The organism is Xanthomonas sp. 60, assembly GCF_011761925.1.
Genome location: NZ_JAASQW010000001.1, coordinates 721,104 through 743,109 on the forward strand (window position 1 = coordinate 721,104; position 22,006 = coordinate 743,109).

15 protein-coding genes are annotated in these 22,006 nt (G+C 68.3%); 10 read left to right on the top strand and 5 right to left on the bottom strand.

All coding sequences use genetic code 11. The annotated features are described in order from the left end of the window. The first annotated feature begins 57 nt into the window (after positions 1-57). The 4 genes from prpF (at position 58) to FHY09_RS03335 (ending at position 9,668) form a co-directional block, all read left to right on the top strand. A complete protein-coding gene (prpF, locus tag FHY09_RS03320; RefSeq protein WP_166924094.1) occupies positions 58-1,233 on the top strand; it encodes a 2-methylaconitate cis-trans isomerase PrpF in 1,176 nt (391 codons plus the stop codon). 96 nt (positions 1,234-1,329) lie between these two features. After that, positions 1,330-6,258 carry an alpha-2-macroglobulin family protein gene (locus FHY09_RS03325; RefSeq protein WP_166924095.1) on the top strand — a complete coding sequence of 1,643 codons (4,929 nt, stop codon included), beginning with the start codon at positions 1,330-1,332 and terminating at the stop codon, positions 6,256-6,258. A 46-nt stretch (positions 6,259-6,304) separates the two neighbouring features. After that, positions 6,305-8,662, top strand: a complete 2,358-nt coding sequence (gene pbpC, locus FHY09_RS03330) for a penicillin-binding protein 1C (RefSeq protein WP_456362691.1) — start codon at positions 6,305-6,307, stop codon at positions 8,660-8,662. 109 nt (positions 8,663-8,771) lie between these two features. After that, complete coding sequence (locus tag FHY09_RS03335) at positions 8,772-9,668, top strand: DnaJ C-terminal domain-containing protein (RefSeq protein ID WP_166924385.1); 897 nt, start codon at positions 8,772-8,774, stop codon at positions 9,666-9,668. Between the two features lie 47 nt (positions 9,669-9,715). Here the strand turns inward: FHY09_RS03335 and pilH are convergent, their stop codons facing one another. Continuing rightward, positions 9,716-10,081: a twitching motility response regulator PilH gene (pilH, locus tag FHY09_RS03340; protein WP_166924388.1), complete on the bottom strand. Its 366-nt coding sequence runs from the start codon at positions 10,079-10,081 to the stop codon at positions 9,716-9,718. 89 nt (positions 10,082-10,170) lie between these two features. After that, on the bottom strand, positions 10,171-11,166 hold the full coding sequence (locus tag FHY09_RS03345) for a YhdH/YhfP family quinone oxidoreductase (protein WP_166924096.1): 996 nt from the start codon (positions 11,164-11,166) through the stop codon (positions 10,171-10,173). 141 nt (positions 11,167-11,307) lie between these two features. On the opposite strand from FHY09_RS03345, the gene hflK reads away from it, so the two are divergent. The 5 genes from hflK to FHY09_RS03370 all read left to right on the top strand — a co-directional run bounded on the left by hflK (position 11,308) and on the right by FHY09_RS03370 (position 15,674). Then, positions 11,308-12,447: an FtsH protease activity modulator HflK gene (hflK, locus tag FHY09_RS03350; RefSeq protein WP_166924097.1), complete on the top strand. Its 1,140-nt coding sequence runs from the start codon at positions 11,308-11,310 to the stop codon at positions 12,445-12,447. After that, positions 12,444-13,307 (top strand): protease modulator HflC, encoded by an 864-nt coding sequence (hflC, locus tag FHY09_RS03355; RefSeq protein ID WP_166924098.1) that lies wholly within the window; start codon positions 12,444-12,446, stop codon positions 13,305-13,307. The genes hflK and hflC overlap by 4 nt, the downstream gene beginning before the upstream one ends. Positions 13,308-13,371: 64 nt before the next feature. Then, positions 13,372-13,557 carry a DUF2065 family protein gene (locus FHY09_RS03360; RefSeq protein WP_166924099.1) on the top strand — a complete coding sequence of 62 codons (186 nt, stop codon included), beginning with the start codon at positions 13,372-13,374 and terminating at the stop codon, positions 13,555-13,557. A gap of 237 nt (positions 13,558-13,794) precedes the next feature. Then, positions 13,795-15,087 carry an adenylosuccinate synthase gene (locus tag FHY09_RS03365; protein ID WP_166924100.1) on the top strand — a complete coding sequence of 431 codons (1,293 nt, stop codon included), beginning with the start codon at positions 13,795-13,797 and terminating at the stop codon, positions 15,085-15,087. Positions 15,088-15,215: 128 nt separating this feature from the next. Then, positions 15,216-15,674 carry a pyridoxamine 5'-phosphate oxidase family protein gene (locus FHY09_RS03370; RefSeq protein WP_166924102.1) on the top strand — a complete coding sequence of 153 codons (459 nt, stop codon included), beginning with the start codon at positions 15,216-15,218 and terminating at the stop codon, positions 15,672-15,674. 78 nt (positions 15,675-15,752) lie between these two features. Here the strand turns inward: FHY09_RS03370 and FHY09_RS03375 are convergent, their stop codons facing one another. Further along, positions 15,753-16,454 (bottom strand): M23 family metallopeptidase, encoded by a 702-nt coding sequence (locus FHY09_RS03375; protein ID WP_166924104.1) that lies wholly within the window; start codon positions 16,452-16,454, stop codon positions 15,753-15,755. 4 nt (positions 16,455-16,458) lie between these two features. Then, positions 16,459-17,430 (bottom strand): L,D-transpeptidase family protein, encoded by a 972-nt coding sequence (locus FHY09_RS03380; protein ID WP_166924106.1) that lies wholly within the window; start codon positions 17,428-17,430, stop codon positions 16,459-16,461. A gap of 224 nt (positions 17,431-17,654) precedes the next feature. On the opposite strand from FHY09_RS03380, the gene FHY09_RS03385 reads away from it, so the two are divergent. Continuing rightward, positions 17,655-19,742 (top strand): methyl-accepting chemotaxis protein, encoded by a 2,088-nt coding sequence (locus tag FHY09_RS03385; RefSeq protein ID WP_166924108.1) that lies wholly within the window; start codon positions 17,655-17,657, stop codon positions 19,740-19,742. 90 nt (positions 19,743-19,832) lie between these two features. On the opposite strand, the gene FHY09_RS03390 is transcribed toward FHY09_RS03385, so the two are convergent. After that, positions 19,833-21,932 (bottom strand): catalase, encoded by a 2,100-nt coding sequence (locus tag FHY09_RS03390; RefSeq protein ID WP_166924110.1) that lies wholly within the window; start codon positions 21,930-21,932, stop codon positions 19,833-19,835. Positions 21,933-22,006 lie beyond the last annotated feature (74 nt).

Sequence of the window (22,006 nt, forward strand, 5' to 3'; positions counted from 1 at the left end):
CCTGCTTCCGCGCCGGCCTGCCGGCGCTCCCTGCATTGAACTGTTCGAGGCTACTGCATGATCCCGCTTCCCCAGCAACGCATTCCAGCCACCTACATGCGCGGTGGCACCAGCAAGGGCGTGTTCTTCCGCCTGCAGGACCTTCCCGCTGCGGCGCAGGTTCCGGGCCCGGACCGCGATGCGCTGCTGATGCGCGTGATCGGCTCGCCCGATCCCTATGGCAAGCACACCGACGGCATGGGCGGGGCGACGTCCAGCACCAGCAAGTGCGTGATCATCGCCGCGCCGTCGGTCCCGGAGCATGATGTCGACTACCTCTACGGGCAGGTGTCCATCGACACGCCGTTCGTGGACTGGAGCGGCAACTGCGGCAACCTCAGCACGGCGGTCGGACCGTTCGCGATCAGCAACGGCCTCATCGATCCGGCCCGGGTGCCGCGCGATGGCCTGTGCACGGTGCGGATCTGGCAGGCCAACATCGGCCGCACGATCATCGCGCACGTGCCGATGCGCGATGGCCAGGTGCAGGAGCTGGGAGACTTCGAGCTCGACGGCGTGACCTTCCCGGCGGCGGAGATCCAGCTGGAGTTCCTCGACCCTTCCGATGATGGCGATGCCGGTGCGCTGTTCCCCACCGGCAACCCCGTCGATGATCTGGAGGTGCCGGGGGTGGGCACTTTCAAGGTGACCATGATCACCGCGGGCATTCCCACGATCTTCCTCGACGCGGCCGATCTGGGATACCGGGGCACCGAGCTGCAGCCGGCCATCAATGAAGATCCCGCCGCGCTGGAACGGTTCGAAAAGATCCGCGCGCACGGTGCGCTGCGCATGGGGCTGATCAGCCGGTTGGAGCAGGCGGCGACCCGCCAGCACACCCCGAAGGTGGCGTTCGTCGCACCTGCGCAGGATTTTGTTTCCTCCAGTGGCAAGGCGATCCCGGCCTCGTCGATCGATCTGCATGTGCGGGCGCTGTCGATGGGCAAGCTGCACCACGCGATGATGGGCACGGCCGCGGTCGCCATCGGCACCGCGGCGGCGATCCCGGGCACGCTGGTGAATCTCGCCGCCGGCGGGGGGGCGCGCGAAGCGGTGACCTTCGGCCACCCGTCAGGCACCCTGCGCGTGGGCGCGCAGGCGCAGCTCCATGAGGGGCAGTGGACGGTGACCAAGGCCATCATGAGCCGCAGCGCGCGGGTCTTGATGGAAGGCCAGGTGCGCGTGCCGGCCTGAGTCCCCGGGGTGGCCTGTCGTGGCGCGCGGCCCGGGCGATTTCCATGCCCGGAGGGTCTGGCCGCATAATGCGCGCCTTGATCAGGGAGTGATGCCATGGGTGGTCCGTCGCGGGTTCGGCAGTGGGGATGGGCAGCCGCCCTGGTGACCGGAGGCTTGTTGAGCCTGCTGACCGGCTGCGGACGCAACGAATCGGGCCAGCTGCCTGCCCCCACCGGCGAGGCCATCGCGGCCAAGGCCGAGGCGGTCACCGGCTTCACCCTGCTGCGCGCCTGGCCCGACCAGAAGAACGACGGGCTTTCGCTCGCACTGGAATTCTCGCGTCCGCTGGTCGGCACGCAGGATTTCGACACGCTGCTGCGCTTCGAGGAGAAGGTCGGCAACGACGAAAGCAGCTGGACGCTGTCCGACGACGGCCGCACCCTGCGTTACCCGTTCGTGGAACCGGCCAAGGACTATTCGCTGGTGGTTTCGGCCGATCTGCTGGCCGCCGATGGCAGCCGCCTTGGCAAGGAGCTGCGGCAGAAGGTCTTCAGCGGCGAGCTCAAGCCGGTGGCGGGCTTTGCCTCGCAGGGCAGCGTGCTGCCGGCGCGCGACAGCCGCGGCCTGCCCGTGGTCTCGGTCAACGTGCCCGAAGTGGACGTGGAGTTCCTGCGCGTGCGCGAGAAATCGCTGCCGATGTTCTTCAGCCAGTACCAGCGCGGGGGACGGCGCGGCAGCTGGGAGCTCGACAGCGATTACGACGAACGCACGCCGATCAGCACGCTGGCCGAGCCGGTGTACGTCAACCGCTTCATCCTCGGCGGCAAGCAGAACGAGCGCGTGCTGACCTACCTGCCGACGCAGGACATCAAGGAGCTGCAGGAACCCGGACTTTATTTCGCGGTGCTCAAGCGCACCGGCGCGTTCGATGGCGAGTTCGATACCGCTTTCTTCAGTGTCAGCGACATCGGCCTGCACACGCGCGCCTACAAGGACACGCTGTTCGTCCATGCCGCATCGTTGAAGGACGGCGTGCCGCTCAAGAAGGTGGACCTGCGCGTGCTGGATGGCAAGGGCGAGGTGGTGCTGAAGGGCAGCACCGATGCCAACGGCAACGCGCTGCTGGATTACACGCTCGACGCCAGCCACGTGCTGGTGGCGGGCAGTGGCAAGGACACCAGCTTCCTGCCTTTCAACCAGCCGGCGCTGGACCTGAGCGAGTTCGCCGTGGCCGGGCGTGACAACGCCTGGTTCGATGTTTTCGCCTGGTCAGGACGCGACCTGTATCGCCCTGGCGAAACGGTGCGGCTGTCGGCGCTGCTGCGCGACAACGATGGCAAGCCGGTGGCCAGCAGGGAGGGCAAGGCCCAGCCGGTGTTCCTGCGCCTGAAACAGCCCGACGGCAAGGTGTTCCGCGAGACCCGCCTGCAGCCCGGCGAACAGGGCTACTTCAGTTTCGAACAGCGCATTCCCGCCGATGCGCCGACCGGCCGCTGGCAGGTCGAGTTCCGCACCGATCCGGCCAGCAGGGACGCCATCCAGGGCATGACGCTGCGGATCGAGGAGTTCCTCCCCGAGCGCATGAAGCTGGACCTGGACAGCCCGCAGAAGCAGCTGGCTCCAGGGGATGCGCTGCGCCTGCAGGCCAGTGGCGCGTACCTGTATGGTGCGCCGGCCGATGGCAACCGGTTCACCGCGCGTCTGGGGGTGGCCGTGGAACAGCATCCGGTGGAGGGGCTTCCGGGGTACTTCTTCGGCGATGCCACCGTGGCGCTGCCGCGCGAAGCCAAGGACGTGGTGGATACCGAGCTGCCGGCAGACGGCGTGCTGAAGCAGGACGTGGACCTGCCCGAGGAAGCAGCCAAGGCGAAGACGCCGGTGGCGGTGGTGTTGTCCGGCAGCCTGTATGAGACCGGTGGGCGTACGGTCACCCGCACCCTGAAGCGGGTGCTGTGGCCGGCTGCAGCGCTGGTGGGCGTACGGCCGCTGTTCAATCCGGAGGACGGTGCCGATGCCAACGGCACGGCACGCTTCGAGCTGACGCGCGTGGATGCGGCGGGGCGCCCGCAGCCGGCCAAAGGCCTGAAGATCACCCTGGTACGTGAACTGCGCGACTACCACTGGACGTTCAACGACAACCGCTGGGACTACGATTTCACCCGCCGCTTCGAGAACAAGGACACGCGCACGCTCGATGCCGGCAGCGCGGCGGTGGCCTTTGATGTCCCGGTGGAGTGGGGCGAGTACCGCGTGGATGTGTTCGATCCCTCCACCGGCCTCACCAGCCGCTATCCGTTCCGCGCCGGCTGGAGCTGGGGCGACGATAACCGTGGACTGGATGCACGTCCGGACAAGGTGAAGCTCGGGCTGGACAAGACCGGCTACAAGGCCGGCGACACGTTGGAAGTCACGGTCACGCCCCCGCATGCCGGCCGAGGCGTGCTGATGGTCGAGACCGACCGCATGATCTACGTGCAGGACATCGACGCCAAGCCGGGCAGCACGTTCAAGATCCCGGTGACCGCGGACTGGGAGCGCCATGACGTGTACATCACCGCGCTGGTGTTCCGCGGCGGCAGCGCCCCGAGCAAGGTGACGCCGGCGCGCGCGGTGGGCGTGGTGCACGTGCCGATGGACCGCCGTGCGCGCAGCGTGGCGGTCGGGCTGGTGGCACCGAAGCAGATGCGACCGGGGCAGGGCCTGCCGGTGACCGTGAGTGCGCCGCAGCTGGCCGGCAAGGTGGCCCATGTGACCGTGTCCGCGGTGGACGTGGGCATCCTCAACATCACCCGCTTCCCGGTGCCCGACGCAGCGGCGCATTTCTTCGCGCAGCGCCGCCTGGGCATCGATGCGTATGACATCTACAGCCGGGTGATCGAAAGTTTCGACGGCAGCAGCGGCAAGCTGAAGTTCGGCGGCGACATGGCGCTGCAGGCCTTGCCCCAGGCCAAGCGGCCCACTGCCCGCGTGCAGACGGTGGACCTGTTTGCCGGGCCAGTGCGCCTCGATGCCCGTGGCAACGCGCGCATCAGCCTCAAGGTGCCTGACTTCAACGGGACGCTGCGGGTTTCCGCGCTGGTCTACAGCGATGACCAGTACGGTCGACGCGACGTGGAGACGGTGGTACGCGCCCCGCTGCTGGCCGAAGCGAGCATGCCGCGCGTACTGGCCCCGGGCGACCGCAGCACGGTGACCCTGGATGTGCAGAACTTCACCGGCAGGCCGGGCCACTTCAACGTCCAGGTGGACGCCGACGGTCCGCTGTCACTGGGCGAGGGCACGCGCAGCGTGGCGCTGGCGGCCGATGCCAAGACCACGCTGAACTTCCCGCTGAGCGCGCGCGAGGGACACCAGGTGGCCCAGGTGCGCGTGCGGGTGGAGGGCAATGGCTTCAAGGCCGACCGCCGCTACGATCTGCCGGTTCGTGCGGCCTGGCCGCAGGTGCTGCGCTCGCAGGTGCGCACGCTCGATCCGCTGGCGCCGGTCAGCCTGGATGCCGGCCTGCTGGACGGGCTGATGCCGGCGTCGGTCACCGCACGGCTGCTGGTCAGCCCGTTGCCGCCGATCCCGTTCGCCAGCGCGCTGCAGGGGGCATTGAACTACCCCTATGGCTGCGCCGAGCAGACCACCAGCAAGGGCTACGCGGCGCTGATCCTGGACCAGGCGACCTCGACGATGCTGGGAGCCGACGGGCTGGATGCGAAGACCCGGCGCGAACGCATGGAAGGTGCTTTCGGGCGGCTGGCTTCGATGCAGGTCGCCAACGGCAACTTCTCGATGTGGGACGACGACGGCTACGTCAATCCGTGGCTCACGCCCTATATCACCGGCTTCCTGCTCGATGCCCGCGAAGCCGGTTTCGCCGTCCCCGATGCGGTACTGCAGAAGGCCCTCAACCGCCTGAGCGAGGACATGCTGTCCGGCGGCAACCCGTTCTACGGACAGGATCGCCGGGACAACCTGAAGTTCGCCAACCAGGCCTATGCCGGCTACGTGCTGGCACGTGTCAACCGCGCACCGCTGGGGACGCTGCGCACCCTGTACGACAACGAGCGCGCCAAGGCCATTGGTGGACTGCCGCTGGTGCACCTTGGGATCGCGTTGTCGCTGCAGGGCGATCGCAAGCGCGGTGAAGCGGCGATCGCGGCGGGCTTTGCCAAGCCGAGCAGCGAACGCCCCGGTTACTTCGGTGACTACGGCAGCGCCATCCGCGATGACGCGTTGATGATCGCCCTCACCCATGAGCACGGGCTGGCGCGGCCGGCGTGGGATGCACGCTCGGTGGACCTGGGGCGCGCGCTGGACGCACGCCGCAACAGCGGCTGGCTGTGGTTGAGCACGCAGGAACAGGTGGCGATCGCACGCCTCGGCAAAGCGCTGGCGGCAGGCCAGAACAAGCGCGTGGCCGGCACGCTCGAGATCGGTGGGCAGTCGCAGCCGATCGCCGAACGACGCCTGTTCGGCCAGAGTTTCGATGCAGGGCAGCTGTCGCGTGGTGTGCGCTTCGCTCCCAGCGGCGAGCCGCCGATGTTCGCCAGCATCGACGTGGCAGGTATCCCGCGCACCCCGCCGGCACCCGATTCGAGCACCATTGGCGTGGAGCGCAGCTGGTTCGGCACCGACGGTAAACCGTGGACACCGCGGCCGCTGAAGGAAGGCGAAGTGCTGATCGTGCGCGTGAGCGTGACGCCTGACAGCAGCATCCCGGATGCACTGCTGACCGACCTGCTGCCGGCGGGCCTGGAGATCGAGAACTTCAATCTGGGCGATGCCAAGCAGTGGGCGGATGTGGTGGTCGATGGCATCGGCATCAGCAGCCGCCGCGATGCGGCCGACGTGAAACACGAAGAGTTCCGCGACGACCGCTACGTGGCGGCGCTGAACCTCACGCGTGGCAGCAAGGCGACCGTGTTCTACCTGGTGCGTGCGGTGACGCCGGGCACCTATACCGTGCCCCCGTCGCTGGTCGAAGACATGTACCGGCCGCAGCTGCGTGGCGTGGGACGCAGCTCCCCAACGACGATCACGGTCGTGCAGCCGTGAGGCCGCGCGCTCCGGGAGGGGCGGCCGGCAGCGGCCACCTGCGCTGGTGAGCAGTCCGGGGCGCCTTCGCCCCACGCCCCTGGTGTGCCTGCGCTGGGGGCTGGCGGCGTTGCTGCTGGGGCTGCTGGCGCTGGATCTAGCGTTCCCGCCCCCGCTGCCGCAGCGCCGTGATACCAGTACGCTGGTCACCGCGCGCGACGGTACGCCGCTGCGCGCCTTCGCCGACGCCGAAGGCGTCTGGCGCTACCCGGCGTCGGCCGCGCAGGTATCACCCCTGTTCCTGCAGGCCCTGCTGGGTTACGAGGACCGCTGGTTCTGGTGGCATCCGGGCATCAATCCCGTGGCGCTGCTGCGTGCCGGTGGCCAGCTGCTGCGGCACGGGCGCATCGTGTCGGGTGGCTCCACGCTGAGCATGCAGGTCGCCCGGATCCTGGATCCGCATTCGCGCACGCCCTGGGGCAAGCTCAAGCAGATGCTGCGCGCGGTGCAGCTGGAAGCGCACCTGTCCAAGGCGCAGATCCTGCAGCTCTACCTGGAGCGCGCACCCTACGGCGGCACCATCGAAGGCGTGGAAGCGGCGAGCTGGGCCTACCTCGGCAAGTCCGCGGCGCAGCTCTCGCATGCCGAGGCGGCATTGCTGGCGGTGCTGCCACAGGCGCCCAGCCGGCTGCGTCCGGACCGTCATCCGGAGGCCGCGCAGCGCGCGCGTGACAAGCTGCTGGTGCGCTTGCAGCAGCAGGGTACCTGGAGCGCCGGGCAGGTCGAAGATGCGCGTGTGGAAACGGTGGTGACGCGCTCGCTGCGGCCGCCCCTGCATGCCGCGCTGCTGGCGCAACGCCTGCAGGCCGCCCACCGGGATGAGCCACGGATCCGCAGCAGCATCGATATCCAGCTGCAGCGCACGCTGGAAGAGCGCGTGGCCAGCTACTTCTCCACGCTGCCCGAACGCACGTCCGCCGCACTGCTGGTGGTGGACAACCGCACGCTGGAGGCACGCGCCTATGTGGGCACGCTGGCCTTCGGCGACCGCCAGCGGCTGGGGCACGTGGACATGGTGCAGGCGTGGCGGTCGCCGGGCTCCACCCTCAAGCCATTCCTCTATGGCATGGCGCTTGATGACGGGTTGATCCATTCGGAGAGCCTGCTGGTGGATGCGCCGCAGAGTTTTGGCGGCTACCGGCCCGGCAACTTCGACTCGGCGTTCAACGGGCCGGTGAGTGCGGCCACGGCCCTGCGGTTGTCGCTCAACGTGCCGGCCGTGGACCTGCTCGAGCGGGTCGGCCCCGCGCGTTTCGCGGCGCGCCTGGCACACGCCGGGATCACGCTGCAGTTTCCGCGCGGGGCCACGCCCAACCTGTCGCTGATCCTCGGCGGAACCGGTGCGCGGCTGGAAGACCTGGTCGGTGCGTTCGCCGCGCTCAACCGCGATGGCATCGCCGGCCATGTGCGCTACCGTCCGGACGACCCGACGGTGGAGCGCAGGCTGGTGTCCCCGGGCGCTGCGTGGATCGTGCGCGAGATGCTGGAGAGCAACCCGCGCCCGGGCGATGCGATGGGTGCCTTCGATGTCAGCTCGCGCCCGCGCGTGGCGTGGAAAACCGGTACCAGTTATGGCTTCCGCGATGCGTGGGCGATCGGCGGCACGCGGCACTACACTGTCGGTGTGTGGGTGGGCCGGCCCGATGGCACACCGCTGCCTGGCCAGTACGGTGCGGTGACCGCGCTGCCGCTGATGTTCGAAGTGGTCGACAGCCTGCCGCGGCACCGTGGCGATGCGAGCGCGGCGGCCGCCCCGCCGACCGTGCAGGCCGAAACCGTGTGCTGGCCCACCGGCGAAGCCGCCGCGGCATTGCCGCCGGCACTCTGCCAGCGTCGACTGGATGCGTTCGTGCTGGACGGCAACGTGCCGCCGACCTTCGCCGAGCGCGATGCACGGCGCTGGCAGGCCGGGCGCCAGCGCTACCGCGCCGATGGGCGCACGGGCCTGCGGCTGTCGGCGGACTGCAGCGGCGCGCACCAGGAGGTGGACGCCGAAGTGGCACGCTGGCCGGCGCTGGTGTCGCCGTGGCTGTCGCACGCGGCACGGCAGGCGTCGAGGCTGCCCCCGCTGGCACCGGACTGCCGCGACGACGGACGCGAGGCCAGCCTCGCGCTGCACATCGATGGCCTTGCCGACGGCGCGCGCCTGGCGCGCGCGCCCAATGCCACGCACGGTGCCCGGCTGCAGCTGCGTGCGCTTGGCAGCGAGCAGGAGATCGACTGGCTGCTGGACGGCCGATTGATCGGTCGCACGCTCGGCGCGCAGTCGTTCCAGCAGGAGTTCGTGCAGCCGGGCGAGCACACCCTGACCGCCCTCGCCGCTGATGGTGCCTGGACGCGCGTGCGTTTCAGCGTCGTGCGCTGAACCGCACAGCGCACGCCTGCCACCTTCCTGCACGGCCCCTGCGCGTGGCGGCGGTAGAATGCCGCCAGAGCCCTGCGTCAGGCGGGGCAGCAACATGTCGAGGTGCCATATGGAGTTCAAGGATTACTACGCCACGCTGGGAGTCGAACCCGGCGCGGGCGATGCCGAGATCAAGACGGCCTACCGGCGGCTGGCACGGAAGTACCATCCGGATGTCAGCAAGGAGGCCGGTGCCGAGGAGCAGTTCAAGGCGGTCAACGAGGCGTACGAGGCCCTGCGCGATCCGCAGAAGCGCGCGGCCTACGATCAGCTGCGCGCGCGGGGCTACCGGCCGGGCGACAACTTCGACGTGCCGCCGGATTTCGGCGGCGGCGGTGGCTTCAACTTCGAGGAAGTGTTTGGTGGCAACAGCGGGGCCGGCGGCGGCTTCAGCGATTTCTTCGAGAGCCTGTTCGCACGCCAGCGGGGTGCGGCCGGTGGCGGCCGAGGGCCCGGATTCGGGCACGGCGGTCAGGCCCCGACGCGCGATACGCGCGCTCGCCTGTCGGTACCGCTGGAGGCCGCCTACAAAGGGGACTCGCTGCGCATCACCGTCAATGGGCGGCAGCTGGACGTGCGCGTGCCCAAGGGGATCCGGCCGGGGCAGGTGATCCGGCTGGGCGGGCAGGGCAACGACGGCGGCAACCTGCTGCTGGAAGTGGAGTACGCCGCGCACCCGCAGTTCGAGGTGGATGGGCGCAACATCCTGCATACGCTGCAGGTCACGCCGTGGCAGGCCGCGCTCGGGACCAGCATCAGCGTCCCTACGCTCGGTGGCGCGGTGGAGCTGCGCATTCCGGCCGGGTCCGATGCCGGTCGCCGGCTGCGCCTGCGCGGCCGCGGCCTGCCGGGGACGCCGGAGGGCGATCAGATCGTGGAGCTGGAGATCATCGCCCCGGCGGCCACCGAGGAAACGCAGAAGGACGCCTACCGCGCCCTTGCCCAGGCATTCGGTGAGTCGATCTGAGGGCTGCGGCGCCGCGCCGGCGTGGTCCACCGCCGGCGCCCGCCCGCTCAGCGCAGGAAGACGCGCTCCAGTACTTCGGACAGTTCGTCTTCCGAAAATGGCTTGGTGATGTAGGCCTTGGCGCCCTGGCGCATGCCCCACATGCGGTCGGTGTCCTGGTCCTTGGTGGTGACCAGGATCACCGGAATGTGCCTCGTGGCTTCGTCTCGGGCCAGCGTGCGGGTGGCCTGGAATCCGTTGAGATTGGGCATCACCACGTCCATCAGGACCAGGTCGGGCAGCTCGGCGCGCGCGGCGGCCACGCCGGCCGCGCCGTCGGTGGCGGTCAGGATGTCATGGCCCAGTTTTTCGACGATGCGCTGGATGCCCAGCAGCTGCGAAGGCGAATCATCGACGATCAGGATGCGTGCCATGTCGGTCCCCAGGTGATGCCGGAAGTGTACGGCGCGCATCATGTCACCGGCGAGCGCGCAGCCGACCGTCCGTCGCTTCCCTGCGACGCTCAGTCGATCCGCACGACGGTGCGACCCTGCGAGCCGCCACCGAGCATCCGTTCGAACACCGCAGGAAGGCCCTGCAGGTCCACTTCGCCGGTGCAGATGCGGTCGAGGTGGTCCGGCTTCCAGTCGCCGCCCAGCTGCGTCCACACCTGTTCGCGCAGCGCGCGCGGCGCATTGGAGGACGACACACCAAGCAGGGACACACCGCGCAGGATGAACGGCATGACTGTCATGTCCAGCGAAGACCCGGCGGCCAGTCCGGCGCTGACCACGCTGCCGTAGGGCACGGTCTGGGCCAGCAGGCTGGCCAGCATCGGGCCGCCGGCGTTGTCCAGTCCGCCGGCAAAGCGCGCGGTCTGCAAGGGACGGGTATCGCCGAGCGCTTCGCGCGGCAACACTTCCGATGCACCGATCGAGCGCAGCCAGCCCGCCTGCGCCGGCTTGCCACTGATGGCATGCACCTCGTGACCGGCGCGGCTGAAGATGGCGATGGCCAGGCTGCCCACGCCGCCGGTGGCGCCGGTCACCGCGAGCGGACCGTGCCCGGGCGTGAGCCGGTTGTCGTGCATGCGCAGCAGCGCAAGCGCCGCCGTGAAGCCGGCCGTGCCGATCACCATCGCTTCGCGCGCGGTCAGTGCCGAAGGCTGGGCGATGACCGCACTCGATTCCAGGCGGACATAGGGGCTGTAGCCCCCGTCACGGGTCTCGCTCAGCCCGCAGCCGGTGGCCAGCACGGCGTCGCCCTCGCGCCATGCCGGGTCGGTGGAGGCGACCACGGTGCCCGCCACATCGATGCCGCCGACCAGCGGAAACCGGCGCAGGATCCGTCCCTTGCCGGTGCCGGCGAGGGCATCTTTGTAGTTCACCGAGGACCACTGCGCACGCACCAGCACCTGGCCGGGAGAAAGATCATCCACCCGCAGCGGTTCAAGCCCGCTGCGATGGCCGCCCTCGTCCTGGTGGATGCGGAACGCGGTGAACGTGGCTGGCGGGGTCATCGGGAACGCTCGCTGACGGAGAAAACCACACGGTAGCCCTTTCAATCGTGAACGTCTGCCCCATCTTGTAGAATCACCGGACCGGTTTACGGCCGGCGTCGCAGGCACCCTGCGGCGCGGCCCTTTCTTGATGGAGCGTGCATGGCCTGGAATACACCCGGCGGGAACAGGGGCGGACAGGGTTCCGACGATAACCAGCGCAGGCCGTCCAAGCCTCGCGGTGGCGGCGGTTTCGGTGGCGGCTGGGGTGGATTTCCCGGACCGCTGAAAGACCTTTTCGAGGGTGGAATCGTCCGCTGGGTGGTGATCGCCTTGGTGCTGCTGGTGCTGTTCTCCAGCTTCCAGCTGATCGGCGAGCAGCAGCGCGGCGTCGTCCTGCGTTTCGGCCAGTTCTCGCGAATCCTGCAGCCCGGCCCGAACTTCAAGCTGCCGTGGCCGATCGAATCGGTCACCAAGGTCAACGCCACCGAGATCAAGACCTTCTCCGCACAGGTCCCGGTGCTGACCCGCGACGAGAACATCGTCAACGTCTCCATCAACGTGCAGTACCGCGTCGATGACCCGCGCCTGTACCTGTTCGGCACCTTCGATGCCAACCAGGTACTGGAGCAGTCCGCGCAGAGTGCCGTGCGCGAGGAGGTCGGCCGTGCCGATCTGAACTCGGTGCTCAACAACCGCGGCCCGCTGGCCACCGCCGCCGAGACGCGCCTGCAGACACTGCTCGGCGCCTACCGCACTGGCGTGACCGTGACCGGACTCACTCTGCCCGATGCGCGTCCGCCGGAGGAGGTGAAGCCTGCCTTCGACGAGGTCAACGGTGCGCAGCAGGTCAAGGAGCGGCTGATCAACGAAGCCCAGGCCTATGCGGCCAAGATCGTGCCGGAAGCACGCGGCCAGTCGGCACGCACGCGCACCACGGCCGAAGGCTACAAGCAGGCCGTCGTCTCGCGTGCCGAGGGTGACGCCGAGCGCTTCACCCTGCTGCAGCAGCAGTACCAGAGCGCGCCGGAGGTGACCCGCAAGCGCCTGTGGCTGGAGACGGTCGAGCAGGTGCTTTCGGAGAACCGCAAGATCATCGGCGGCGATGGCCGCAACGTGCTGTATGTCCCGCTGGGCAGCGACGGCCGCGCTGGCAACGCCGCACAGGTGCCGCTGACCACGCCGGACGTGGTGCTGCCGGCTTCCAGCAGCGGTTCGGCGTCCCCAGTCACCACCGATCCGGGCCGGCCAACAGGCCGCCCGACCGGGCGAGCAAGCGGCCGTGAGGAGGGCGCACGATGAGGAATTCTCTTTGGATCGGGCTGGCCGTGGCCGTACTGCTGGGCCTTCTGGGCTCGGTGTATGTGGTGCGCGAAGACCAGACCGCGATGGTGCTCAACCTGGGCAAAGTGGTGCGGGCCGACATCAAGCCCGGCCTGCACTTCAAGGTGCCGCTGGTGGAATCGGTGCGGGTGTTCGATCGCCGCTTCCAGGTGCTCGATACCGCGCCGGCGCGGTATTTCACGGCCGAGCAGAAGGACGTCAGCGTCGACTTCTTCGCCATCGGGTACATCTCCAACGTGCGTGACTACTTCCGTGCCACCGGCGGCGATCCGCGCGTGGCCAATGCACGCCTGGCCCCGATCATCACCGATTCGCTGCGCAACCAGATCAACTCGCGTTCGCTGACCGAGCTGGTCTCCGGCGACCGCAGCGAGCTGATCGCCGACCAGCTGACCGGCATCAACGAAGCCGTGCAGGGCCTGGGCATGCAGATCATCGACCTGCGCATCAAGCAGATCGACCTGCCGACCGACAGCCAGGTGATCAACGATGTCTACGAGCGCATGCGCGCACAGCGTAAGCAGGAGGCCGCCAAGCTGCGCGCCGAAGGCGAGGAGCAGTCGTTGACCATCCGCGCCCAGGCCGACCGCGAGGCGACGGTGCTGGTGGCCGAGGCCGAGCGCGATGCGCAGCGCCTGCGCGGTGAGGGCGATGCCGAGGCGACCCGCATCTACGGTCGTGCCGGCTCGGCGGATCCTTCGTTCTATGCCTTCACCCGCAGCCTGGAGGCGTACCGTGCCTCGATGACCGATGGCAACGGCGTGATCGTGCTGGACAAGAACGATCCCTTCCTGCAGTACCTCAAGAGCGACCGCTGATCCACGCGGCGGTGCTTCCACGGGGCCCGGCATGTCCGGGCCCCGTGCTTTTCCGGAGCCTTTCATGAAAGACCTGTTCGCGGCGTTGTGCCTGGTGGCCGTGCTGGAAGGCCTGCTGCTGTTCGTCGCACCGCTGGCATGGAGGCGCATGGCACTGCGCCTGCTGGACCTGCCGGGCGCGGCCCTGCGGACCTTCGGCGGACTGGTGCTGTTGTCAGGGCTGAGCCTGCTGTGGTGGGCGCGGCACTGACGTGCTGCGGAGCGCCTGCCGTGGTCGTTCAGCCGCCTGCCGCACAGGGTGGCACCAGACCGGTGAAACCCGGATAATGCACAAAAGCCGGACGGGCCTCCCGTTCGGCTTTTTCCATGTCCGGGCAGGGCGGCGCCGGTTGCTCCCCGCTGGAGCTGCCATTTCGCGGCGTCCTGTTGCTGGCATGGTCTACCCGTCCGCGGCCCCGATGGCCGCACACAATCCGAGGAGCCCGTCATGGGTCAGTCTGTCGTAGTAATCGGTGCCCAGTGGGGCGATGAAGGCAAGGGCAAGATCGTTGATCTGCTGACCGAGGAAATCGGTGCCGTAGTGCGTTTCCAAGGAGGCCACAACGCGGGCCACACGCTGGTCATCAATGGCAAGAAGACCGTGCTGCACCTGATTCCCTCGGGCATCCTGCGCGAAGACGCGCTGTGCCTGATCGGCAATGGCGTGGTGATCTCCCCGGCGGCGCTGCAGAAGGAAATCGCCGAGCTGGAAACCTCCGGCGTGGAAGTCCGTTCGCGCCTGAAGATCTCCCCGGCCGCGCCGCTGATCATGCCGTACCACATCGCCCTGGACCAGGCGCGCGAACGCGCGGCCGGCGGCAAGGCCATCGGCACCACCGGCCGCGGCATCGGCCCGGCGTACGAAGACAAGGTCGCGCGCCGCGGCATCCGCATCGCCGATCTGCACTATCCGGCCCAGCTGGAAGAGCTGCTGCGCACGGCGATGGATTACCACAACTTCGTGCTGACCAAGTACCTGGGCACCGACGCGGTCGATTTCCAGAAGACCTTCGACGAGGCGCTGGCCTTCGGCGAGTACGTGCAGCCGATGAAATCCGATGTCGCCGGCATCCTCCATGACCTGCGCAGGCAGGGCAAGCGCGTGCTGTTCGAAGGTGCGCAGGGTGCGCTGCTGGACATCGACCACGGCACCTATCCGTACGTCACCAGCTCCAACACCACGGTCGGCGGCGCACTCGCCGGTGCCGGCGTGGGGGCCGATTCCATCGACTATGTGCTGGGTATCGCCAAGGCCTACGCCACGCGCGTGGGCGGTGGCCCGTTCCCGACCGAGCTGGACGATGAGATCGGCCAGGGCATCCGTGACCGCGGTGCCGAGTACGGCGCATCGACCGGCCGCCCGCGTCGCTGCGGCTGGATGGACATCGTCGCGCTCAAGCGCGCGGTGGCGATCAACGGCATCAGCGGCCTGTGCATCACCAAGCTCGACGTGCTCGACGGCATGGAAAAGCTGAAGATCTGCATCGCCTACGAATACCGCGGCAAGCGCACCGAGTACGCGCCGCTGGACGGCCAGGGCTGGGAGGAGTGCACGCCGGTGTACCTGGAGTTCCCGGGCTGGACCGAGAACACCCACGGGATCACCGAGTGGGAGAACCTGCCGCCGGCTGCGCGCGCCTACCTGCGTTCGCTGGAAGAGCTGGCCGGTTGCCCGATCAGCATCGTGTCCACCGGTCCGGACCGCGACCACACGATGATCCTGCAGGATCCCTTCGCCTGAGGCTGAACGGTTGATGCAAAGAAAAAGCCCCGCGAAAGCGGGGCTTTTTTGATGGTGGCGGCCGATGTCACGGCGGAATCACGATGCGCAGCCCATGCTCGGTGGACACTGCCCAACGGACCTCACTGATGACCACGCACACCCTCGAAAGCCTCGCCAAGAAGATGGCCGAGATCGACTTCGTCATGTTCCAGACCCTCACCGACGGCGGCGAGCTCGCGGCCCGGCCGATGAGCAACAACGGCGATGTGGAGTATGACGGCGACAGCTGGTTCTACACCTATGAAAGCACCCGCATGGTGGCCGACGTGCGCCGCGACCCGAAGGTAAGCCTTTCCTTCACCGGTGCGAAGTCGCTGCTCGGCAAGCCGCCGCTGTTCGTGGCGGTGCAGGGACGGTGCCACGTGCACACCGACAAGGCCGCTTTGGCCGAGCACTGGGTGGACGATCTGGAGCGCTGGTTCCCGCAGGGCATTGAAACGCCGGGGATCGTGCTGCTGCACGTACGCGCGTCCCGCGTGACCTGGTGGGACGGCGAAGACAATGGCGAACTGCGGGTCCAGGACCGCGCCGATCGTCCGGCCTGAACATCGTGTCCGGCCACGTGCAGCTGCGCGTGGCCGGCAGGCGCAGCAGGCAATGCCGGACGCGCGGTTGCTGCCGCGTTACGGGGCTTTCAGCAGCGGATAGGGGTTGATCGACTCGCCTTTCCACCACTGTTTTTCCGGCCCCAGCACGTGCACCTCGAAATGCAGGTGCGGCGCCGAGGGGTCGGCGTTGCCCGTGCTGCCCACGTATCCGATCACCTCGCCGCGGCGGATCTGCCTGCCTTCCACGATCCCCTCGGCGTACCGCTGCAGGTGGGCGTAGTAGTAGCAGTGCACGCCGTCGGGCGTGAACTGGTAGAGCGTCAGTCCGCCTTTTTCGCTGTCGAAGAGTTTCTCCACGTGCCCATCGGCCACGGCCAGCACGGGCGTGCCCGCCGGGGCCAGGATGTCGATGGCATCGTGCACGCGGCCTTCGCTGCGCGCGTCTGTGAAGGTATCCCGCAGCTCGGAGGGCTGTACGCCCTGCACGGGCAGCAGCAGGCCACTGCCCTCGGCTGCACGTGTCGTCGGGGCGGAGAGCGCAGCAGGTGCAGGCACCGCACCGGGTGCCGCGGCCGCGGCCGCAGCCGGGGGCACCGTCACCTGCTCGCGCTGCGGTGCACCGGTGGGCGCCACCGCCGGGGTGCTCGCCGATTCGGCCAGCGCCACGGCGGGATCCACCGGCGCGATATCCACGGCACGGCCGTGGCTGCCGAACAACCACCAGCCCACGGCGAGTCCCGTAACCAGTCCCACCGCCACCACGGGCATCATGCGCATGCGTTCACTCCTGCATCCGCACCGGGGTGGACGGGCCGACCGCGTCGACCACGCGTGCGGCATCCCAGTTGGTCATGCGTACGCACCCATGCGATTCGGTCTTGCCCACGTGGCCGGGCTCGGGCGTACCGTGCAGGCCGTAATGCGCCTTGGAGAGGTCGATCCAGACCGCGCCGACGGGATTGTTCGGGCCCGGCGGCAGCGTTGCCTTGCTGTCACCCTTCTTTGCATCCCAGAACAGTTTCGGGTTGTAGTGGAAGGTGGGGTTGCGCGCCACGCCCAGGACCTTCCATTCGCCGATGGGCAGGGGGTCGTGCTGGCTCCCTGACGAGACCGGTACCTGCGCAATGACCTTTCCACCTTCATCAAGCAGCTGCAGCGTGGAGTCGGATTTGTCCACAACGATCCTGGCGGCCTTGGGCAATGCGGTGGTGCTGATGTTCGGCACCTGGATCGAGGTGCCGGCTGTGGACAGATCGACGCCGGGATTCAGGGCCTTGAGCAGCGCCGGAGAGGCGTGGAACTTCTCGCCGAGTTTCTCTTCCACGGACGTGAAGCCGAGTGCCTCCTGTGCGGCCTGCGCGGCGGGTGTGGCCGGGATCGGCCGGAACGGGCCGGCCACATCCTCCGCGGTCAGGACGTGCGTTGCCAGCGGCGCCGCGTCGTCTTTCAGCAAGGCCTGCCAGGTGGTCTCGTCGAGCTCGCAGGTCACCTTGATTGAATGCGCGGCCTGGAAGCCCGAGACCGCGCGGCGCTGGTTGGAACCGGCCTCGCCATCGATCTGGCCAGGCGAGAAGTTGGCCCGGTCGAGCAGCACCTGTGCATGCAGGAGCGAGCGGGCGGCGGTATCGACCGTGTCCGCATCAGAGGCCGCAGAGGCAACGGGTGCAGGCGTCGACGTCTGCGCCAGTGCAGGCCATGAAGCGGCCAGGGCCAGACCCAGCAGGCAGCGGGGCAGGGTGAGCGATGAGTGCATGGAGAGCTCCGGAAAGGCCGAAGCTCACCATGGCGCACAGGGCGTGAACGGAAAGAGCAGGCGCCACGCGCGCGGTAAGCACTGACGCAGACCCGTACGCCTCGCCTCGCCTGGCCGGCAACCCGGTCCAGCAAGCTGAACGGTTCGACGGCGCAATCCCGTGCAGATGTAAAGACGGCGTCAACGCCGCCGATACAGCAGGCCTTCCCTAGGTAGTGCCCGCCATGAATCTGTTGAGGAACGTCCGCGTCGTCTGGCGCCTGAGTCTGGGCTTCGGCCTGCTGCTGCTGCTCGTGGCGGCTGTGGTGGCGATCGGAGGCGTGGCCACTGCAGTGCAGAAGCGGGCGATGGAACAGGTCGTCAACGTGCACGTGGCCAAGGTCCGCCTGTTGTCGGACCTGTTGGATGCCAACAACCAGATGCTGGTGGTCCGCCGCGAAATGCTGATCCGCCAGGGCGAAGGTCGAGAGACGGACGAGCAGCGCATCGCCGAGCTGGTCACACGGTACGAGGCCGGCTGGGCGGCGTACCAGGCGCTCCCGGCTGATGCGGCGAGCAGGGCGCTCGGCGAAGCCATCGCCGCGCGCCGTGCGCTGGCCCGACCGCTGAACAGACAGACCGCCGCGCTGATGGAAGCGGGGGATTACCCTGCCGCCGTGACGCTCACCCTGGGCGAAGTGCTGCAGGCCGCGACCGGCTGGAACAAGGCCCTGTCCGACGCGGTGGCCCACGAACAGACAGCAAGCCAGCAGGCCGCTGCGGCGGCCATCGCGCTCGGCGAGCGGAGCCTGTGGCAGCTGCTCGCTCTAGGCACGGTGGCGCTGGTGATCGGCGTGGCGGCCTCGCTGCTGATCGCCCGCAGCCTGACCGGGCCCTTGGCACGTGCGGTGCTGCTGGCCGAACGCATGGCCAAGGGCCAGCTTGACCAGGACTTCCGCCTGGGTGGAAAGGACGAGCTGACCCAGCTCGGGCACGCGATGGCCAGCGTGCGCGAGAACGTGCAGGCGGTGATCGGCGCACAGCTGGACATGGCCGCCCGCCACGAGGCCGGGGCGATCAGCTACCGCATGCCCGCCGAGGCCTTCCCCGGCGATTTCGGCCGCATGGCCGTGGCCACCAATACGCTGGTGGGTTCGCACGTGGACGTTCAGTTCCACATGGTGGATGTCATGCAGGACTATGCCATCGGTGATCTGCGCCGCGACCTGCAGCACTATCCGGGCGAGAAGGAAGTCCTCACCCGCACGATGGCGACGGTCAAGGGCAATCTGTCGGCGATCAACGCGCAGATCGACGCCCTGGCCGGTGCCGCGCGCGCCGGTGATTTCTCCCGACGCGGTGACGAGGCGGCTTTCCAGCATGCGTTCAAGGCAATGGTCGCCAACCTCAACGGCATGATGGCCAGCGCGGAGGCAAGCATTGCCGACGTCTCCAACGTGCTTCGCGCGATCGCCGATGGCGACCTGAGCGCCCGCATGAGCGGACAGTACGAAGGCGTGTTCGCCCGCATGCGCGATGATGCCAACCGCACCGCCGCCCAGCTGACCGGCATCGTCAGCGGCATCCAGCAGGCCGCCGGCAGCATCGACAACGCGGCGCAGGAACTGGCTGCTGGCAATGCGGACCTTTCGCGCCGCACCGAGCAGCAGGCCGCCAATCTGGAAGAGGCCGCCGCTTCGATGGAAGAGCTCACCTCGACAGTGCGCCACAACGCGGACCTGGCTGGCCAGGCTGACCGCGAAGCACATGCCGCAGGCGACGCGGTGCGGGCGACCGAGCAGGCGATGGGCCAGATGGCGTCAGTGATGAAGGAGATCGATCACTCCTCTTCGCGGATCGCCGAAATCACCTCGGTCATCGACGGGATCGCGTTCCAGACCAACATCCTGGCGCTGAACGCGGCCGTGGAAGCGGCTCGTGCGGGCGAGAACGGTCGCGGGTTCGCCGTGGTGGCCACCGAGGTGCGGTCGCTGGCACAGCGTGCCGGCGTAGCGGCCAGGGAGATCAAGACCCTGATCGATGAGGCCAGCGGCAAGGTGCAGACCGGGTTGGCGGTGACGGTGGAGTCGGAGGCGGCGATCGCACGGTTGGCGCAGGCCAGCTCGCGCACCAACCAGCTGATGAGTGATATCGCGGCGGCGACCAAGGAGCAGGCTGCCGGCATCGAACAGGTCAATCAGGTAGTGGTGCAGATGGATCAGGTCACCCAGCAGAATGCCGCCCTGGTAGAAGAAGCCACGGCCGCGAGCCGGGCGCTGGAAGAGCAGGCCCAGGCCATGATGGCCTCGATGGCGGTGTTCCGCACCGCGTGAGGCTCGCCCTGCGCCGCTGAACGGCGGCCTGCGGGGCAGAAAAAACGCGTGCCGGCACGGGGCCGGCACGCGTTGTTCAACCATCGGCCATCAGGCCAGAAGACGCAGCTTCGGTTCGCGCGCCCACTGCCGCGTGGCCGCGACCTCGATGAAGTCCTTCGGCTTTCCGGCCTCCACGACACCGGCGTCGGGATCAATGCCGGCGGCCTGCAGGAGGGCCTCGGCACCGCCATCATGCGCGATGGCCTTCAGGTGCGCCCAGGCGTGGCTGGCAAAGTCCACGGCGGCGGCCTCACGTGCGATCCGCTTGCCTGCGTCCGCAGACAGCACGATCGCCACGGCATCGAAGATCGCCGAAGGCGTGCCCTGCAGCTGGCCGTCCGCCGCCTGCACGGTGCCATCGCTGAGGGTGGCACCGCCCAGTTTCTGCGCCACCAGTTTGACCGTCGCACCCGCCGATTCGGCGGCGCTGCGCAGCCCCGCGATCACGCCGGCGTCGGAGCCTTCATCGAACAGGATGCCTACGCTGCGACCCTGCAACGTCTGGCGGCCACGGCCGATGACCCTGACCTCGGGCGCAGGCGGCATGTCGGTCACCGGCGCGGCGGTGGGCGCCGCATCGGGCAGGGCGGGCATCGCCAGGCCGTCGGCCACGCGCTTTGCCAGGCTCTCGTCGATGTTGCGGACCTGGGCCACCACGCGTTCACGTACGTGGGCCGTCTCCACCTTGGACAGCTCGAACACCAGCGCCGAGGCGAGGTGTGCCTGCTCCGGCGCCTCCAGGCTGCGGAAGAACATGCGCGCCTGGCTGTAGTGGTCGGCGAAACTTTCCGGACGCGTACGGCCCTTGCGGCCGTCGTCGGCGGTGGCATGGCTGCGGAAGCCCGACGGTGTTTCGCGCGGGCTGTCAGCCTGCAATGAACTCGGTTCGTAGGCCACGCGGCCCTTCGGCACCTGCATCTGCATATGGCCATCGCGCTGATGGTTGGCGAATGGGCATTTCGGTGCGTTGACCGGGATCTGGTGGAAGTTCGGTCCGCCCAGCCGGCTCAGCTGCGTATCCAGATACGAGAACAGACGGCCCTGCAGCAGCGGGTCGTTGCTGAAATCGATGCCTGGCGGCACGTTGGCCGGGCAGAACGCCACCTGTTCGGTCTCGGCGAAGAAATTGTCCGGCCAGCGGTCCAGCACCATGCGCCCGATGACCTTCAACGGCACCAGCGATTCGGGCACGATCTTGGTCGGGTCCAGGTGGTCGAACGGGAACGCCTCGGCATCCTCTTCGGTGAACAGCTGCACGGCCAGTTCCCATTCGGGGAAGTCACCCTTCTGGATGGCCTCGAACAGGTCGCGGCGGTGGAAATCATTGTCGGCCGACTGCAGCTTGAGCGCTTCGTCCCAGACGGTGGACTGCACGCCCAGCTTCGGACGCCAGTGGAATTTGACGAAGGTGGACTCGCCGGCTTCGTTGAGCAGACGGAAGCTGTGCACGCCGAAACCTTCCATGGTGCGCAGCGAGCGTGGAATGGTGCGATCGCTCATCGCCCACATGATCATGTGCAGCGATTCGGGCATCAGCGAGATGAAGTCCCAGAACGTGTCATGCGCGCTGGCGGCCTGCGGGAAGCCGCGGTCCGGTTCCATCTTCACTGCATGCACCAGATCCGGGAACTTCAACGCATCCTGGATGAAGAACACCGGGATGTTGTTGCCGACCAGATCCCAGTTACCTTCGTTGGTATAGAACTTCACCGCGAAGCCGCGCACGTCGCGCGGGGTATCCACCGAGCCGGCGCCGCCGGCGACCGTCGAGAACCGGGTGAACACCGGGGTCCTGGTGCCGACTTCGCTCAGGATGCGCGCGCGGGTGTACTGGCCGAGCGATTCGGTCAGTTCGAAGTACCCGTGTGCCGCACTGCCACGCGCATGCACGATGCGCTCGGGAATACGCTCATGGTCGAAGTGGGTGATCTTTTCGCGGAGGATGAAGTCCTCCAGGAGCGTGGGTCCCCGTGGGCCCTGCGTCAGCGAGTTCTGGTTGTCGGCTACGGGGATGCCCTGGTTGGTTGTCAGGACCGGGTGGGTGCCGCCTGCGAGCTGGTGCAGTTCGCCGCCGGTGCCGCGCGCATGCTCGCCCGCGTCGGATGGAGTGGAAGAGGGGGGCGTGGCGCGGGGGGTGCTGGGGGCCATCGGGCGCTCCTGGCTGAAGGAAAAGGGGATGCTCCGACAGTGGCTGCTGAGACGTTAACGCCTTGTTCGGGCGG